This window comes from Peribacillus sp. B-H-3, assembly GCF_048572925.1.
Lineage (GTDB): Bacteria > Bacillota > Bacilli > Bacillales > DSM-1321 > Peribacillus.
The window spans coordinates 3,308,633-3,326,102 of the sequence record NZ_CP183879.1; the positions used below are offsets into that span (position 1 = coordinate 3,308,633).

Below are 17,470 nucleotides of genomic sequence, written 5' to 3' on the forward strand. Positions count from 1 at the left end.
GCAGCGCAGCTTCTTTTTTATATGGCTCTATTAAAGTACTATAACTTTACATTTTATTATAAGTTAAAAACCATGAATGGTCATTCCGCCGTCTACAAATAATGTCTGCCCGGTAATATAGCTTGCTGCATCACTGGAGAAAAACACGGCAGGCCCTATTAATTCCGGCAGCTCCCCAATCCTTTTTAATGGTGTTACAGCAAGTATTTCCTCTACATACTGCTTATCGTTTAAAAGCTTTTCAGTAAGCGGTGTTTTGAAATACCATGGTCCTATGCTGTTGACACGGATATTGTCGCTTCCCCATTCCATGGCAAGCACCTTTGTCATTTGAATGAGTGCTGCTTTAGTTGCCGCATAAACCACGCCTGTACGCAATGCCACAAGGCCGCCTACTGAAGCAATAGAGAGAATGCTTCCTCCCGTTTCCTGCTGTTTCATGATTTTGCCTGCTTCCTGTGACATCATGAACGCAGATTTTAAGTTCGTGTCCATAATCGTCTGCCATTCATCATCTGTTACATCAAATGCTTTAGAACGAATATTCATTCCAGCATTGTTGACAAGTATATCTATCTTCGGTACTGACTCCAGTATTTTTTCAAACGCATGCTGTACCTGTCCCCGGTCTGTTACATCTGTTACAACAGGTATCGCCTTCCTTCCAGCTTGCCTGATTAATTCGGCTGTATCTAAAAGGTCTTCTTCAGTTCTTGATAATATAGCTACATCTGCACCTGCTTTGGCAAATCCTGCTGCAAGGGCTTTTCCTATTCCTCTCCCTGCCCCTGTAATGACTGCCGTTTTGCCATCTAAACGAAATGAAGGAACATGCATGTTAAATAACCTCCCTATGGAATAATGTGTATACTCCATTTAACCATTAACTGCCCCACCTCGTACACAAAACATTACCCCGGTAGACGTTTTTAACACGCAATTACCCCTTTTCTCCGATCTACTCTATTTCCTTAGCAGAAGAGGAGCCATTTTGAACCTCTATGATGATTTTCTGAAAGTCTGCTTTGCCGCAAACATGGCAATATTGTTCATCGTTCAAAAGCGTTTTGCAGTGTCTGCAGTATTTTTTCTCCATTCTCTTCACTCTCATTTCTTAGATATTCTTTTATTATATTCAGCACTTTAATAGCCGTTGCCATATTGTGTGAAATTTTTACTGATTTCCGAAAACTGTGCATAAAAAAATTCCTGCCTAATCTAGTTAGGCGGGAATTTTTTTTAAATAGAGCCAGATATTAAGAAGCCTTGCGTTCTGCAAATTGTATTTGTTTCAATTTTACCCCTGATGGAATAATATTGAATATGATATTCAGGAGGATTGCAGTCAGGCTTCCTGCAACAATTCCGTTACCAGTGAGGATTTTAAGGCTCTCTGGAAGCTTTGCGAATAAATCAGGTACAGCTGTAACTCCCATTCCCATAGCAATGGCGCATGCAACAATCAATAGATTTTCCTGTGAAGCAAATTCAATTTTACTTAGCATTTTAATGCCTGAAGCCACAACCATTCCAAACATGGCAATCATTGCACCGCCCAGGACTGATGATGGGATGATGGTAGTCAGAGCTCCGATTTTCGGTACAAAGCCAATAAGTATCAGCATTGTTCCCATTGTATAAATCACATTTTTGCTTCGGACACCGGATAGCTGAAGTAATCCGACATTTTGGGAATATGCCGTATAAGGAAATGCGTTAAACAATCCCCCAAGCATGATCGCAAGGCCTTCTGCCCGGTATCCTTTTGCCAAATCTTCTTGTTTGACCTGACTCCCGCATATATCGCCTACTGCGTAATATACGCCTGTAGATTCCACTAGGCTAACCAGCGCAACTAAAATCATTGTCAGGATAGCTGTTGCATCAAAAGTGGGCATTCCAAAATAAAATGGTTTAGGATAGTGCAGGATAGATGCTTGTCCTATAGCTGAAAAATCCACTTTCCCCATAAAGAAGGCCGCAAAAGTCCCTGCTGCAAGACCAAGCAAAATGGAAATCGAACGAATGAATCCTGTGAAGAATTTGTAAAGAATAATGATAAAAAGTAAAGTGCAAAAAGCCAGGGCAATATTATCAAGTGCACCAAAATCAGGAGCACCCTGTCCGCCCGCCGCATTATTCATCGCAACAGGAATCAAGGTGATGCCGATGATTGTCACCACTGAACCTGTGACGACCGGTGGAAAGAATCTGGCAAGCTTTCCAAAAAATTTGCTTATTATAAAGACAAATGCTCCTGAAACAAGGATGGCTCCATAGACGGAACTGATTCCATACTGTCCTCCTATAGCAATGATCGGCCCCACCGCAGTAAAAGTACAGCCGAGAACAACTGGCAGGCCAATTCCAAAGAACCGGTTTTTTATAATTTGCAGAAGTGTGGCTGCCCCGCACATCATAATATCAATTGACACAAGATAGGTGAGCTGCTCAGGCGTAAGCTTTAGCGCTGCACCGACTATCAGGGGAACGATGACGGCACCTGCATACATCGCTAAAACGTGCTGAAGCCCAAGGGATGCGATTTTCATTTTTTGATTCATCATGCTTTATGCATCTCCTTTTCTGATTCAAATAAAATTTCCCCAACATTTAATTGTCCTATCCTTGCCAGTGATTCCACTTGATAGCCCCCTTCTCTAAGACGCTTCCCGCCATCTTGAAAGGATTTTTCAATTACGATTCCAATACCGGCAACTATCGCGCCAGCTTTTTCACAAACCTCTATTAAACCAAGCGCGGCCTGTCCGTTTGCCAGGAAGTCATCAATGATGAGCACCTTGTCATTTTTCTTTATATACTTTGAAGATACCGTAATATCATTGGTTTCATTTTTTGTATAAGAATGCACACTGGCTGTAAGCAGATCATCTGTCAATGTAAGGGACTTTCTTTTCCTGGCAAAGATCATAGGGACGCCAAGCTCCAAAGCGGCCATAAGTCCAGGGCCAATTCCAGAAGATTCGATTGTCAGCACCTTTGTGATCTCTCGTCCCTGAAACCTGCTGGCAAATTCCTGGCCAATTTCCTTCATCAGCACAGGATCCATTTGATGATTTAAAAAAGAATCTACTTTCAGTATATTTTCTGAAAGTGCCTGTCCCTCTTTTTCGATTTTCTTTCTTAGTGCTTCCATGCAAAAAACCTCCCGTGATGAATTCAATTTCTCATATAGCAAAAAAGCTCAAGAAGCATTTGCACCACTGCGTGAGTGGCGCAATACTTCTTGAGCTCTAAAAACAGCATGCCCCATCAGGGCTGCTTTAGCTGCAGAGATATTACCCACCCATAGTCGGATTATTTACGGCAATCCGGTAGAAACTCGCAGGCCATATCCCTGCTATTATATGAGTGAAACTATACGAATAGATTAACAATGTAGTTGATTATATCAGCAAATATTCGCTTTGAAAAGAGCTTTTGATGAAAATTCCTGCCATCTGGCTTTTCCACTGCGGGAAACCCTATAATTTTCCGCATGCCTGATAACAGTCATTATGCGGAGACTTACTATTGCCTGTCAGCTGCCATCCTTCTTATTCATCCATATGAAACTCCCTTGCCTTGCCTCTCACTCATCACTTGGCCGGCACAAAGACAATCCAAACTGCCCGGTTAAGAGGATGTGACTTGCCCTCCATTCACATGGAGAGTCTGGCCAGTGACGAATCTCGAATCATCACAGGCCAGATACACATAGGTAGGCGCAAGTTCAAACGGCTGGCCTTGGCGGTCCATCGGATTTCCCGAGAGCGGGACTTGGTCTGCAGAAAAACTGGAAGGAATCAGTGGCGTCCAAATACGGCCAGGTGCAACCGCATTTACCCTGATGCCTTTTTTGACTAAATTATTGGCCAATGACCTGGTAAAACCGACGATGGCTGCTTTAGTCGCTGTGTAATCTATCAATTGTTCATGACCATAATAGGCGACAACTGAAGCAGTATTTATGATGGAACTTCCTGCCCTCATATAAGGCAGGGCTGCCCTGGTTGTATAGAAATGAGAATAAATATTCACTTTGAATGTATCGTCAAATTGCTCGTCAGTTATGTCTGTGAGGCTTGTTTGCTGAAACTGGATTCCCGCATGGTTGCATAGGACATCAAGCCTCCCGAATGCTTCAATGGTTTTCTCCGCGATATCGATGCATTGCTTTTTTTCCCTTAAGTCCCCTGGCAGCAGCAGGCACTTCTGTCCAAGCTCTTCGATCCTGTTTTTCGTCCTGTCCGCATCTTCCTGTTCATCCAAATATGAAATGGCTACATCACAGCCCTCCTTTGCAAAGGCAATGGCTGCAGCGGCTCCAATTCCGCTGTCGCCGCCCGTGATCAGAGCCGCCCTTCCCTTCAGTTTGCCGGCTGAAACGTAATTAGGGTTTTCAATAATTGGCCTCGGCACCATAAGACCTTCACTTCCAGGCTGCCTCATCTGCCGCTGCTCCGGCACAGTAAGCGCAACATCTTCATATCGGGTTATTTTCCCGTAATTAGGATACAAGGGATAACCATGATTCTCCTTTTTATTTTCTTTAGACATCCTATCCCTCCAGGTTAACGCCCAATTTGGGATAACATATGCAGACTGAGAGTTTTGCGTGACTGCGGCATTTATTATATTTTCATTTTTAACTAGAGAGAAAATGAGAATTTCAGGCGTTCTTATCTTTTTGTAAGGCTGTTTTCGTAAACGCTGCTGCTAATGAACCATGTGGTTGTTTTACTCTCCAGGATGCTCGCTTTCCGCGGGGCGGGCGGTGAGCATCCCTCAGGAGACTCGTACCTTACGCTCCAATCAACCTGACTTAACAATGGTTCCGGTATACATAACAAAGAAGGATCCTATCTCCAGCAGCAGAATAATATGAATGGAGAAATTACTTTCCGGGGAGGAAATTGTATGCAGCACTATTTCAGCCGAGAGGTGAAATTATTATTAATCAATCAATCAACAGAAAAAGAAATAATCTTATATATTGATAATGCCCATTCATGGACAATACCAAAAATCGGCAAAAGGCCGCCTTTCTTCACTAATCCAAGATATGAGCAATATTACCCTGTCATCTAGCTTTAAAGGATGTAAAAAAGTGCAGAAATCAATTCTGCACTTTTCTCTCTCTCTTAATTCAGCTTGTAAACTTGTCCGTACTTTTCTTCTAAATAATCAATCAGATATTGGACATTTAGTCCTTCTCCTGTCACAGAACTCAAAATTTCCAGAGGTTTTTTTGTTTTTCCATATTGATGTACTTTTTCATTCAGCCATTTTTTTATTGGGGCAATGCTGCCTTGTTCCAATAGCTCATCAAAATTTGGAATGTCCTTCAGCATAGCATGTTTGAATTGGGCTGCATACATATACCCAAGTGCATAAGACGGAAAATATCCAAAGCTTCCGTCAGACCAATGAACATCCTGAAGGACGCCCATGGCATCATTTTCTGGTGTAATTCCAAGGTATTCTTTATATTTTTCATTCCAGACGCCAGGCAGATCCTTTACTTCCAGTTCTCCATTGAACAAAGCTTTTTCAATTTCATATCGGATCATGATGTGCAGAGGATATGTCAGTTCATCTGCTTCGATACGGATGAAAGAAGGCTTTGACTCATTTATGCCACGATAGAAAACATCAAGCTCTATAGCATCGAATTGTTCCCCGGCATACTGCTTAAGCAAGGAGTACTGTTTTTTCCAAAAGTGCAGGTTCCGTCCAATAAAGTTTTCAAAGAATAGGGACTGTGATTCATGAATCCCCATGGATGTCCCCGAATCAAGCAGTGTCCCGGTTAATTCCTCTGAAATATTCTGTTCGTAAATGGCATGCCCGCACTCGTGGATGGTTCCAAATATGGCACCCCTGAAGTCATTTTCATCATAGCGTGTTGTAACACGGACATCACCTGTATTTATGCCAGTTGCAAAAGGATGTACGGTTTCATCAAGACGGCCGGCTTCAAAGTCATACCCAAGCTGTTTTAAAATCTCAATGTTGAATTTTTCCTGTTTTTCTTTAGGAAAATGCTTATACAGGAATTCGATTTCCGGCTGATTTGTGCTTTCAGAGATTTTCTTGACCAGCGGGACAATCCGCTCCCGAAGCTCCCCAAATACTTTATCGAGTACTTCTACAGTCATTCCTGGTTCATATATATCTAATAAAGTATTATAAGGATTTCCTTCGTATCCCCAGTATTGAACAAATCTGCGTGTATATTGAACAATTTTTTCAAGATATGGCTGGAACATCGCAAAGTCCGAGGTTTCCCTTGCTTCTTCCCACACACTGGCTGATTTTGATTGAAGGATGACAAATTCCCTATACTCATCTGATGGAATTTTTTTGTTTTTTTCATAATCTTTTTTGCATTCTTCAACCATTTTATTGACAGTATCCGATAGCTGCCCCTTCGCCTCTTCAGAAGAAAGGTTTGCGATGAAATGAGCCATCTCCTTGCTTGTAGTCATGCTGAATACTTCAGAAGATAGCATGCCGATAACCTCTGACCGCTGTTCAACCCCTTTTTTCGGTGCTCCTGTACGAAGGTCCCAATAAATGAGGGCAAGTGCTTCATTATAAGCGGAAATTTTTTTTATGTATGCCAAAAACTCTTTTTTCGTATGTTCGATTGCCAGTGACATTGATTTTCCCCCTTTTGCTTTCAACCTGTATTTTAACATATAATAGAACAATAATTGCCATTTTTGTTTTTGTTCAGAAAAATCAGATAAGGGAGGGGTTTTTCAATGATTGAGTTTATTGGTTTGTGCACCCGGTGCGGAGAAAAGATATTTTGCAGAAACGGTTTTTTGGATGGCATATTGTTTAATAAAAATCTGATTTGCTTCTCCTGTGCCGAATTGGAGGAAGAGAACGAAGACGAAACAAGATTATCCTGAACAAGCAACTTTAAAATCAAGGGGGAAAAAATGAAAATCGAACGCATTGAGGAAAATCAATTTATGGAGGCCATACAGCTTTCGGAGTATGCCTTTCAATATACTGTAAATAAAGATCAAATTGCCGGGCAAATTGAAACAATGAAGAAACATCATCTGGTATACGGAATAAACGAAAATAACCAGCTTGCGGCAAAATTTCATTTTTTGCCTCTTGAAGTATTTTTAGGGGACAGAACATTGAAAATGGGCGGCCTGGCAGGTGTGGCCACATACCCTGAATATAGAAGGCAAGGATATGTCAATGAGCTTCTCCGCTTTATTTTAGAGAAAATGCAAAGCGAGGGATATGCCCTCTCCATGCTGCATCCCTTTTCTGTTCCTTTTTACAGAAAATATGGCTGGGAGCTTTTCTCGAACCGGCTCAAAATCACTTTATCCAAAGGTGACCTTGTGCGGAAGAAGCAAGAGGCAGGAGAAATTAAACGGTATACAAAAGATAGCCACCCTCAGGAAATAGAGCATATATACAATCAGTATGCAAAGCAGCACCCCGGCATGCTGGTCCGCACTACATCTTGGTGGCTTCGTTCTGTATATGATACACAGCATGCCGCCGTTTTTTATGATAATCACAATGAACCTCTTGGATACCTATTGTACCGCATTGGTGAACATAAAATGAATGTGTCTGAATTTGTCTCCTTAACCCCAGAAGCACGGGTTGGGTTATGGAATTTTATCTGCCAGCATGACTCAATGGTTGATGAGGTCTCCATTACAGCTCATGAAAACGAACCTCTTTTTCATATCCTTCCTGAACCGAGGGTTCCTGCAAAACTGACTCCCTATTTCATGGCAAGGATCATTCATGCAGAATCATTTTTAAGGCAATACCCTTTTCAGTGGAGCAGCGGACAAAAAGAAATCGCCCTTCATTTAAAGGATTCTATTCTTGACGGCAATCAAAAATCTTTTGTTATCAAAAAAGACCATATAGAAACCAAAAATGGGGATATGGAGGGAATATCCCTCTCCATCAATGAGCTTACTGCCATTCTGCTGGGCTATAAAACTCCCTTAGAGCTTTTTGATGCTGGCCTTGTTTCAGGATCTCAACAGACCGTACAGGATTTTCAGGATATTCTTCCAGATTATAAGCCATTTTTCTATGACTTTTTTTAACAGCTTTATGCTTATCTAGATTTTGGCATGCTGGCGTTGTAATTAGTGTTTCCGAAACCCCTGCAGAAAAAGTTTACTAGCAGAAATCAGCAGATACCATTAACGTGTTTTTAAAAAGCTAGGCATCCCATTTGGTCTCTGGAAGGCCGAAATACATAAAAGCCGCAATTGTTCCATATTTAGGAATAACTGCGGCTTTTGTTCATGTTAACAATTCTTATTTTTCATCAGCTTCAATTGAAGTTAATTATGCTCATGGCTCATGGGAATCCCCCACTGTCCCGGAGATCCCGCTGGAGTCTGGCATACCCGCTCCAATCAGCCTGGTTCTAAAATATTTATCAACTTCACAAGGTCAAATCCTTTTTAAGGCATCTGGCTTTTTTAAAAAAATGGAGATAATCTATTAATCCCACTGTTAAAAATCTAAAAAAACACCGGGAAATCCCGGTGTTAAAGTGAAATCGGCAAAACAGCTTTTACTTGGTTAAGTACAATTTCCGGCAGGCTGTTTTCAGTTAAAATATGAACGGTTCCTGAATCTTCCGATGTCCTGATCAATCTTCCCATACCCTGTCTTAGTCGCAGCAGCATGTAAGGCATGTCCACTTCTTCAAAAGGATTTCCGGCAGCTTTTCGTTTTGCCTGGAAAACAGGATCATGAGGAGGGAACGGAAGTGAAAAAATCACAACATTCTTCAATGAATCGCCAGGGATATCAAGCCCTTCCCAAAGATGGTAAGAAAACAGTACAGATGCTTCATTTTCCTGGAACCTTTTCACAAGTTCGCTGATTTCCGAATCACCCTCGAAATAAAAAGGATAGGCGCCTTCTTCACTATGCTCTTTAAACCATTGAAGATCTTCCTTTGATTTGAATAACACAAGCGTCCTGCCCCCTGCTGCTTCAATGCTGTCAAGGGTATATTCCATTTTGGCGGTATTGTCCCCTGCATCTGCAGAAGAAATGGAAATTTCCATGACCTCATCGTAATCAAAAGGAGATTCAACAGAAAAACTTGAATATTGTTTTATGCCAAGACTGTCAGCAATATAATCAAATGATTTATTATCCGAAAGTGTTGCTGATGAAAAGATATACGGCATGCTTTTTGAAAAAACTTCTTCTGCCAGTATTTCCTGTACGAGCCTTGGCATAATAACAAGCGTTTTTGTGCTGTCATGATCTTCAAACCATGTTACAGCCTGTCTGTTATTCAAGAAAAGAGAAAGCGAATATCCAAGCTGCTCCAGGTATTCTTCTGTCACTTTTAAATCATATTCATTGATTGTATACAATTCAGCTTCAAAGACCAGGCTTTCTTCCAGTTCTTCCACCTTTTTGTGAAGCCTTCCTGCAAATTCCGTGATTGCCTCTGATTCCGGAAGCTCATAACGGTTGGAGCCAGGTACTTGAATGGCTGCCGACTCAAGCAGGATAAAGAATTCTTCATTAAGGTCGATCAGATCTTCAATTACATACAATGTTTCTTCACGTACTTCATTAGCTATCAGCGATTGAAGTACTGTGGATAGTGTAGATTCCCCAATTTTATAGGTCAATGCTTTTTGTGCCGAAAATTCAAGCAAATGCCCTTCATCAAAAACCACACAGCTGTGTTCTGGAAGAAGCGGCAGCTGTCCTTCACGCTTGCGTTTCTCCTTAGTCCAGACATGCTCCATAAAGAAATCATGGGAACAAATGATCAAATCAGCAGATTTGCGGTAATGATCTCTTGATAATGTCTGGCCGCACCGTTGGCGTTTATCGCAGGTAAAGCAATTCTGCAGCTGGTCCCAGCCGACTTTTCCCCAATCTTCATCACTCATGTAAGGATACTGCTTACGGTCGCCATAAGGAGTATAAGAAGCCATAGAAGAACCATTTAGAACGAATTTGGGCAGTTCATCATATAATTGATCAATTGCTTCGGAGTCTTCATGTGTGACAGCATGATCAAGCTTTTTGAGGCATAAGTATTGATCATGGTATTTGGCAAGCCGCACATCCACCTCAAGATTCAATGCTTCCTTCAGTTTTTGGATGTCTCCTTCTTCTTTGACCAATTGTTCAATCAGCGTTTCATCTGCACAGGAAATAATGGCAGGCTTATTGGTGTAACGTGCATAACAAATGGCATAAAGCAAATAGGCAAGCGTTTTTCCTGTGCCTACTCCTGCTTCTGAGAATATGACACCTTTTTCTTTAAAAGCTTTTTCAAGCTGAAATGCCATAAAAACCTGTTCATCACGTAGTTCAAACCCTTTTTCAGGCAGAATATCGTAAAAAACGTCTCCGATCCACTCTGATAGCTTGTCATAAAATGAATCTTCTTTTGTTACCTGAAAAGGCAGTGTTTGCAGCATTGCGTTCTCCCCTTCTATCTCAATCGGAACATAGTCCAAAAATGTACGAATAAATATAAACAAAAGTAAATTATCCTTTATTTTTGTGTCTCCGTCAACTATTTAGAAACATACCCTGCATGGACTACAGGCTCATCCATTGATTTGGGCATCGCTATTTCTAGCCAAAAGAAAAAAGCCTACCAGCATGCAGAAGCAATATGCCTGCGCAGCCAATAGCCCATATTCCGAGGCACTGTCCATTCAGCTTGTTTGATTTCCGCAGAAGAACCAAGCTTAAACAAAACTTTAAGCTAATCTTCTATTTTTCCATCATTTTGAAGATGAAAAGTTAAAGCCTGAAACATATTTTTTTCAGCTTCTATTAATTTTGTCAGCCCCAATGAGTTTTTTTGATCTACCTTTATGTTTTCATACGAAGATGACAAAGCCTTCGAAATCATTTCAAAATTATTGATATTATTCCAGTTATTCATAAGTCCGTACACTCTCCCCTATAGCACAGTCATACATATATCATATGCATCAATGCGCCATTTTATACGGTATGTATCTAAGGAAAGTGGATATAGGACATATATGGATCCCAGCCTGGTTTTACGGGCAGCCAAAAAAACAGACCCTAGAAAGGGCCTGTTTTGGAATACTATTATTAAGCTTTACGTACGTTAGATGCTTGAGGTCCGCGTTGGCCTTGTTCAACATCAAATGTAACGTCTTGACCTTCGTCAAGAGATTTGAAGCCTTCGCCTTGGATAGCTGAGAAATGTACGAATACATCGTCTCCGCCTTCGCGTTCGATGAAACCAAAACCTTTTTCTGCGTTAAACCATTTTACTTTACCTTGTTCCATTGTTGTTGCCTCCTAGTGTGATAACCACACATTGTATTAATATCCTTGCTCAAAATGATATTAAGGTAAGAAAGTTATAATAACTTATTTTCCTAATACCGAACAAAAATAATTCTTATTAAGAATAACAGAAAAGGAAAAGATAAGCAAGTGCGCGGCCCTGCGGCTAAGCGGAAAATCACAGACTAAAAAGGAACGCGAACATGATTTTCAATGATAGTAAACCATAACTTCCTTAAAGGAAGGACCATTGTCCTGCCGATACAAGAAAATGTCCTCTTTTGATGTTTCATAAAAGACTAATCTGCTTCTTTTCTCCTGTTTTTCCTATAATTTGCTAAATCATTTTCGAGAAGGGCGCTTTCCCCAATACTGATAGTAATCTGTCCGGATGAATCCATCAAGTGTATTGCTGACACATTCGATATATCCCCTATTCTTCAATCTCAGTAACGCATGATTTGCATTCGTTTGTGGCTGCTAAATGGCTATAGAACATCACTGCAATGTGATCCCTTAATAATGCTTCTCTAACGCCTCTATAATGGCCTTATCTCTTGCTCTCATTGTTATCACCCTCAATGAAGAATAGTGGTTGTTCAGGCAGTGGGGACGTGCAGAGGAGATTAAAGGGAAGGGTAGGATTAAACTGCGGATTACCAAACTGGAAAAGATCCAGTCACCATTATAAGAGGTTGAAGAGACCAAGAAGATATTAAATCCTTTTATGTAAGCGATAATAACGCATCAGGTCAAGCTCGGATACGTTTTAAGTTCTGGAGGCTTCTCAGTTTGAAAAAAGGTGACAAGAATATTCCTTGAATACGTAATCCTTCTTCATGATTTCCTTGCAGTCCATTCCATTACGTAAAGTGAAGACAATTTCTGTCTTGTTTCGGTCCCACGCCTGCTTTATTGAATGGATAATCGAAAAAAAATACTCCGTTTTATTTCCTCGTTGAATCTTGGTGTATTGCCCTGCTGACCTGAAACAATCCAGAAGCTTAGAGCGCATTTTTACGTTTTAGAAGTATTGTTTAAGTTTACTATTTTCTCACTCCTGCATCTCGAATTCGCACCCGCCTTCCGAAACCTTCATAACTTCCGAAAGGGTTCCGACAACCTTCCGAAACTTACTGAAGTTAAAGCGCAGTCCCCCGGGGGACTGCGCTTTATTATTGATTTACATTATGGCTGTGTTTTTTCCGGCTCATAATCAACCTTGTATTTTTTGGTGATTTTCTCCATATCAGCATGATATTCTGCAATCATATCCTGATATTCTTTCATCTTGGCATTGGACTTTTGAATGATTCCCTTATCACTTTTCTCCAGTGCTTCTTTCTCGAGCTGAAGAGCTTTATAGAAGGTTTCAGAAGCCTTGACAATTTTATTTGTCGGGCGCTCAAGCTCCTTCAACCTGGGCTTGATCTCCTTAGCTGCATCGACGGCCTTTTTATAAGCAGGCATGGTTTTGTTTACAAGCTCATCATAGAGGGTTTTATCGTTTGTATAGTTTTCACCTGATACTGATCCGAGGGATTGAAACGCCTCTACTTCATAATCGGACGCCTTCTTTGTATCTTTATTGACGAATTCAAGTATGATTTCCTGTTTTTCTTTTTTAGTCAGTTCTTTTTTCTTTTCAGTACTCGACCCTGCACGGCTGCATCCTGCAAGCAGCAGGCCAATGATAAGTAAAAATGATAAGTATTTCACGATGAATAGTCCTTTCTGGCTCAGTAATATGTGCAGAAGGCTCACAGCCTGCTATCGGTTAATCAAATCCGGGTCGCCTTTGATGAAAGCGTCCCTTCTCGATAAATACCTGTTCTTGTAGACCGCCTTTGCCAGAAGCATCATGGGGATGGAAATGACCCAGATGCCAAATCCGTACCAATTCCCCATAACGAGGGATATGACCGGATAAATGATGGCTGCTGCCAGAAAAACGGAAAATAAGATGATAAATGCCAGGTTAAATGTGATCAGCTGTCCAATTCGCTGCTTTTCTTCATCGGTCCCGCCCTGCCTCTTCCGGCCGGCCAGAAGCCTCATTTCTGATGCGGCTGTAGTATACGGGTCTATAAACCATTTAACAAATGCATTCATCTTGATTCGTTAAAAATGGCATTAAGCTGCTGTCTCAGTGCCTTTTCGCCTTCAGTCTCAAAACCCCTGAAGACAACTTTGCCAATCTGGTCATGATTCAAGAATACATTGGTTTCCTCACCTATATGTCCCTGGGGGTACGGGCATGCCACATAATCCCAGACTGTCTTCTTGTCTGCCTGCTGCTGCTTCCGTCCGTAAATCATCAATGCCTGAGGAACAATCTCTGTCTCGACGATACTTCCTATCGGAAGAAGCGCTTTCCCAATCTCAAGTTCTAATGAGTTAAAATCCTTTGACATAATCTATGTGCTCCTCTCGTGCTTAAATTAACTCCTTATTTCTGCCATTCGAAACCAATACCGACCTTAACACCAAGCAAGGCCCTTAAGTCCACTACGATTTCTTTGCCAACCTTAATCTCCCCGCCGACACTTCCGGCAATCCTCCGACAGTTCCCTTTATGTTCAGATTAGTCCATGGTACGCCGAAAATACCGGATACTTCACCCTCTGCCAGCGCCGCTTTGGCGCTTATACCCACTGAGCCGGAATCGACGCCTGCACTGGCACTTGCAGTCAGCACCTTCCCGTTAGCTTCTGCACCGGAACGGCTAACGCAACCCGAGCCTTTTATTCAAACAACTACATGCATTTATGGAAAAATGTGATAATCAAACTATCACCTCACCTATTACCTATATATTTTCATGGCATATATCACCAGTAACACACCTAAGACCTACCCATCATTCTAATTATTCAAACCCTTTTTTATCGGGAAATAGGGGCCCATCCCCCTTTCCCTGCAACTCACAGCAAAAAAGCCGGGATGATGTGATCCGCGGCTTTTTTCAGGTGTTTACAGCTATATCATCTCAGATTTGGTCGGTGCGGATGAGTCAGTTCAGGGCTTGGTGCCTTACGAGGACGCCCCCGGGGTCGAGTCCCCTTGGGATTTCCCCTTCATTTATCTGCACATCCCGGACGGCCCTGTGCAGCCTTGGAATCAAGTCTGCCTCATCGTCTATCACTTTTTGGGACCGCAGAACCGCATCCCCAACGAACTGTTCTGCAGTCCGCTCGGAAAGCTGTGTAACCCCGAACGGAACATCACAAATCGAATCTGGCTACCCGAGCTTCGTATACCCAAACACCCATAGCAGCAGCCTTCATACCTCCAAGTGAATTGAATGCGGTCATGCCCGCTCGGAGGGATCTTCTATGAAGGCTCTTTCTTCCTTAGATTGATGACCGCAAATGTCATACCGCTCTACCAGCCCTTCCACGCCTTCCCGTTTAACTCCCTCCCCCTTACTTGCCTCTGTTGAAATGAAGAAGATAATTAGCATTCTATTTCTAGTTGGTAAACACTCTCCGTATTTATAACCTTTACGTTCCCAAAACTTAATAAGCAGCTTACTTCATCATCTGAAGGAACCTCAATTCTAACAATTTCCTTTGATTGCCTAAATTTTTAGTAGGATTATCTTCAATAATCTCTTCGTCAACCCAATAATTAAAAAGTGCTTTGAGAATACGGTTTTTTTTATTAATTGTTGAATTAATATATCCCGACTCTGCTTGTCAATGTATTAGAAATTTGCTTAACATGTTGTTTTGTGACTTCTTTCGTATGGATGACTGATTGATCTAAACAGTAATTTAAAACATCCTTAAGTTTCTTGAATAATTGTCCAAGGTGTATTTAGATAAATTCCTGAATTTCTTTTCTTCCATGAAGTCCTTTATAGCTTTAAGCAACAAAAAACCACACCCCTATTTAAAATAAAGAGTGTGGTCAACAAAATATTGCTAATAGCCAACTACAGAATACTTTTTTGGTCCTTAAGCCTTATCAATACTGGATTTTCTAAAAGGGCGCTTTCCCCAATACTGATAGTAATCTGTCCGGATGAATCCATTGAAAAGCTTGCGTTTTTTTGTTGCCTGCTTACCATAAAACTTTTCGAAATCAGGATGCGAAGTAATCATATAAATGGACCAAGTATCAAGCTTAGAAAGAGCCTGTCCCATTTCTTTGTACATTTGTTCAACAGCCCTTTGTTCCCCGATCCTTTCACCATATGGAGGATTTCCGACAATCACGCCAAATTCCTTTTTAGTTGTAAGGTCTCTTACCTGCATTTGTTTGAAAGAAATCAAATCGGCAAATCCTGCTTCAAAGCTGTTTACTTTGGCTATTTCTACCATTTTATGGTCAATATCATATCCGGAAATATCAAGGTGCTGATCATACTTTGCAAGATCTTCCGCTTCCTGCCTTGCTTCTTCCCATACCTCAGCCCCAAAAATCGGCCACTCTTCAGAGACAAACTCCCTGTTGAAGCCTGGTGCGATATTTTGCCCGATCATGGCTGCTTCTATAGGTATCGTTCCTGAACCGCAGAATGGATCTATGAAAGGCTTATCAGGGTTCCAGTTGGTCAGCATGATTAATGCAGCAGCAAGGGTTTCTTTAAGAGGGGCCTCCCCCTGCCCTGACCTGTAGCCGCGTTTATGCAATCCAGCGCCGCTTGTGTCGAGTGTGATGACCGCGATATCTTTATGTATGCTAACTTCAATTTTATATAATGGGCCATTTTCTTCAAACCATGAAACATGATTATATTGCTTCTTCATTCTTTCGACAATGGCCTTTTTCACGATTGCCTGGCAATCCGGAACACTGTATAGAGCCGATTTCACGGATTTTCCGCTGACTGGAAATTCGGCATCAGCAGTCAGAAAGTCTTCCCACCTTAAAGCCTTTGTTTTCTCAAATAATTCATCAAAAGATGTGGCTTTAAACTCTCCAACCTTAATTTTGACGCGGTCTGCACTTCGCAGCCACATGTTTGAGCGTGCGATCGTCTTAGCATCACCCTTGTACATGATTTTCCCGTTTTCCACCTGGCAATCATAGCCAAGATCTCGTACTTCTTTTGCCACTACTGATTCCAGGCCCATTGCTGAAGTCGCGATAATATCGTATTGTTTCATTTCAGCACCTTCTCTCTTCAATAAATATTACTATCCATTTTCCAGTCTATATTGTCATATATCATAGTATATCCTTTTTTGAGTCTTAATCATGCTGTTTCAAGCCTGCAATTATGCATCGCACATCTTTTCGATATTTTGCTCATGCAGCAGACAGCAAAACAAAAACCCTCCTTGCACCAAGGAGAGTTATTATTCGTTGTTTTGATATGAAAACGTTCTGTAAGCCATGTTTTGTTCCTCAGTACTGCAAGCGACCTTCGTCTCGTACTTCGGCGGTAATCATCTATCTACAGAAGCATGCGCTTCTGTCCTTCTCCTCGTTCATTTCCAAGAAAGAAAGCGCCCCTACCATAATTTGGGTTTCTCGCTCGTGGGGTTTACCTCGTTCCACCCTTTCCATTTCTGGAAAGGCTACGTCACTGTGGCACTTTTATAGGTATTCATGCCATATTCCAGAGAACTTAGGCATTTTCCCGGCCGTCAGCAGTCGCCTGCTGCCCTGGCTTATTTTTTCACCAGGCACGAACACTACAGGCATCTCAGCCTGTGCGAGCATGGACTTTCCTCTACAGCATTAAATGCTGCAGCAATTACCCGAACGTTTAACATAACAGAAATCATTATAGCAATTAAAAATGCGAACATCAATGGTAAATAAAAAATAATTCCTCAAAAAAAAGAATTATTCGTAAAGCTTGCTTCCAAATACATGTTTTTCCAGGTTGGATAACCGTTTAAGGATATCGAAATTGGTTGTCCCTGGAGCAGCACCTGGAGATGTCTGTGGCGGCGGCTGCCTCCTTGAAACATCATCGGCCTGTTTTTTCAGTTTGGCATTTTCCTGTTTTAAATCTTCAATTTCCTGATAGAACATTTCATAATCTTTTATAATCATGTCCAGAAATTGATCAACATCTTCAGGCTTATAACCTCTCATTGCCGTTTTAAAATCTTTCTCCAATATATCCTTTGCAGTCAGCTTTATCTTATCAGACAGCATTAGAATCACCTCAATACTTTCGCCA

At 41.4% G+C, this 17,470-nt stretch carries 18 protein-coding genes, 1 other RNA gene and 1 riboswitch; of the genes, 3 read left to right on the forward strand and 16 right to left on the reverse strand.

Going from position 1 to position 17,470, the window contains the following annotated elements:
* Nucleotides 1-63: 63 nt before the first annotated feature.
* The 5 genes from ACN6MY_RS16430 to ACN6MY_RS16450 form a co-directional block, all read right to left on the reverse strand.
* Complete coding sequence (locus tag ACN6MY_RS16430; protein ID WP_419881156.1) at nucleotides 64-837, reverse strand: SDR family NAD(P)-dependent oxidoreductase; 774 nt, start codon at nucleotides 835-837, stop codon at nucleotides 64-66.
* Between the two features lie 121 nt (nucleotides 838-958).
* Nucleotides 959-1,096, reverse strand: a complete 138-nt coding sequence (locus tag ACN6MY_RS16435; protein WP_170846119.1) for a hypothetical protein — start codon at nucleotides 1,094-1,096, stop codon at nucleotides 959-961.
* A 160-nt stretch (nucleotides 1,097-1,256) separates the two neighbouring features.
* The gene (locus tag ACN6MY_RS16440; RefSeq protein WP_419881157.1) at nucleotides 1,257-2,567 is read right to left on the reverse strand and encodes a nucleobase:cation symporter-2 family protein; all 1,311 of its coding nucleotides are present in this window, start codon (nucleotides 2,565-2,567) and stop codon (nucleotides 1,257-1,259) included.
* Nucleotides 2,564-3,157 (reverse strand): xanthine phosphoribosyltransferase, encoded by a 594-nt coding sequence (locus tag ACN6MY_RS16445; protein WP_419881158.1) that lies wholly within the window; start codon nucleotides 3,155-3,157, stop codon nucleotides 2,564-2,566. The genes ACN6MY_RS16440 and ACN6MY_RS16445 overlap by 4 nt, the downstream gene beginning before the upstream one ends.
* A gap of 133 nt (nucleotides 3,158-3,290) precedes the next feature.
* A riboswitch (purine riboswitch) is annotated at nucleotides 3,291-3,392 on the reverse strand.
* 244 nt (nucleotides 3,393-3,636) lie between these two features.
* The gene (locus ACN6MY_RS16450; RefSeq protein WP_419881159.1) at nucleotides 3,637-4,560 is read right to left on the reverse strand and encodes an SDR family oxidoreductase; all 924 of its coding nucleotides are present in this window, start codon (nucleotides 4,558-4,560) and stop codon (nucleotides 3,637-3,639) included.
* 360 nt (nucleotides 4,561-4,920) lie between these two features.
* On the opposite strand from ACN6MY_RS16450, the gene ACN6MY_RS16455 reads away from it, so the two are divergent.
* Nucleotides 4,921-5,091, forward strand: coding sequence for a hypothetical protein (locus tag ACN6MY_RS16455; RefSeq protein WP_419881160.1), 171 nt, complete (start codon nucleotides 4,921-4,923; stop codon nucleotides 5,089-5,091).
* A 53-nt stretch (nucleotides 5,092-5,144) separates the two neighbouring features.
* Here ACN6MY_RS16455 and ACN6MY_RS16460 read toward each other — a convergent pair whose 3' ends face one another.
* The gene (locus tag ACN6MY_RS16460) at nucleotides 5,145-6,665 is read right to left on the reverse strand and encodes a carboxypeptidase M32 (RefSeq protein WP_419881161.1); all 1,521 of its coding nucleotides are present in this window, start codon (nucleotides 6,663-6,665) and stop codon (nucleotides 5,145-5,147) included.
* Nucleotides 6,666-6,770: 105 nt separating this feature from the next.
* Between ACN6MY_RS16460 and ACN6MY_RS16465 the strand changes: the two genes are divergently transcribed.
* Together ACN6MY_RS16465 and ACN6MY_RS16470 are read left to right on the forward strand one after the other, a co-directional pair.
* Nucleotides 6,771-6,923, forward strand: coding sequence for a hypothetical protein (locus ACN6MY_RS16465; protein ID WP_419881162.1), 153 nt, complete (start codon nucleotides 6,771-6,773; stop codon nucleotides 6,921-6,923).
* Between the two features lie 30 nt (nucleotides 6,924-6,953).
* A complete protein-coding gene (locus tag ACN6MY_RS16470; protein ID WP_419881163.1) occupies nucleotides 6,954-8,108 on the forward strand; it encodes a GNAT family N-acetyltransferase in 1,155 nt (384 codons plus the stop codon).
* A gap of 453 nt (nucleotides 8,109-8,561) precedes the next feature.
* Here the strand turns inward: ACN6MY_RS16470 and ACN6MY_RS16475 are convergent, their stop codons facing one another.
* The 10 genes from ACN6MY_RS16475 to gpsB all read right to left on the reverse strand — a co-directional run bounded on the left by ACN6MY_RS16475 (nucleotide 8,562) and on the right by gpsB (nucleotide 17,445).
* Nucleotides 8,562-10,475, reverse strand: coding sequence for an ATP-dependent DNA helicase (locus ACN6MY_RS16475; RefSeq protein ID WP_419881164.1), 1,914 nt, complete (start codon nucleotides 10,473-10,475; stop codon nucleotides 8,562-8,564).
* 293 nt (nucleotides 10,476-10,768) lie between these two features.
* Nucleotides 10,769-10,951 (reverse strand): hypothetical protein, encoded by a 183-nt coding sequence (locus tag ACN6MY_RS16480; RefSeq protein ID WP_419881165.1) that lies wholly within the window; start codon nucleotides 10,949-10,951, stop codon nucleotides 10,769-10,771.
* 176 nt (nucleotides 10,952-11,127) lie between these two features.
* Complete coding sequence (locus tag ACN6MY_RS16485) at nucleotides 11,128-11,328, reverse strand: cold-shock protein (protein ID WP_071351225.1); 201 nt, start codon at nucleotides 11,326-11,328, stop codon at nucleotides 11,128-11,130.
* A 1,188-nt stretch (nucleotides 11,329-12,516) separates the two neighbouring features.
* Nucleotides 12,517-13,047 carry a hypothetical protein gene (locus tag ACN6MY_RS16490; protein WP_419881166.1) on the reverse strand — a complete coding sequence of 177 codons (531 nt, stop codon included), beginning with the start codon at nucleotides 13,045-13,047 and terminating at the stop codon, nucleotides 12,517-12,519.
* A gap of 51 nt (nucleotides 13,048-13,098) precedes the next feature.
* Entirely contained in the window at nucleotides 13,099-13,440 is a 342-nt protein-coding gene (locus ACN6MY_RS16495; RefSeq protein WP_419881167.1) for a hypothetical protein, read from the reverse strand.
* The gene (locus ACN6MY_RS16500; RefSeq protein ID WP_419881168.1) at nucleotides 13,437-13,742 is read right to left on the reverse strand and encodes a DUF4176 domain-containing protein; all 306 of its coding nucleotides are present in this window, start codon (nucleotides 13,740-13,742) and stop codon (nucleotides 13,437-13,439) included. The genes ACN6MY_RS16495 and ACN6MY_RS16500 overlap by 4 nt, the downstream gene beginning before the upstream one ends.
* 599 nt (nucleotides 13,743-14,341) lie before the next feature.
* Nucleotides 14,342-14,560 carry a DUF4272 domain-containing protein gene (locus ACN6MY_RS16505; protein WP_419884192.1) on the reverse strand — a complete coding sequence of 73 codons (219 nt, stop codon included), beginning with the start codon at nucleotides 14,558-14,560 and terminating at the stop codon, nucleotides 14,342-14,344.
* A gap of 727 nt (nucleotides 14,561-15,287) precedes the next feature.
* Entirely contained in the window at nucleotides 15,288-16,442 is a 1,155-nt protein-coding gene (locus tag ACN6MY_RS16510; RefSeq protein ID WP_419881169.1) for a THUMP domain-containing class I SAM-dependent RNA methyltransferase, read from the reverse strand.
* A 218-nt stretch (nucleotides 16,443-16,660) separates the two neighbouring features.
* Nucleotides 16,661-17,047: RNase P RNA component class B (rnpB, locus tag ACN6MY_RS16515), an RNA gene on the reverse strand.
* Between the two features lie 80 nt (nucleotides 17,048-17,127).
* On the reverse strand, nucleotides 17,128-17,445 hold the full coding sequence (gene gpsB, locus ACN6MY_RS16520) for a cell division regulator GpsB (protein ID WP_419881170.1): 318 nt from the start codon (nucleotides 17,443-17,445) through the stop codon (nucleotides 17,128-17,130).
* Nucleotides 17,446-17,470 lie beyond the last annotated feature (25 nt).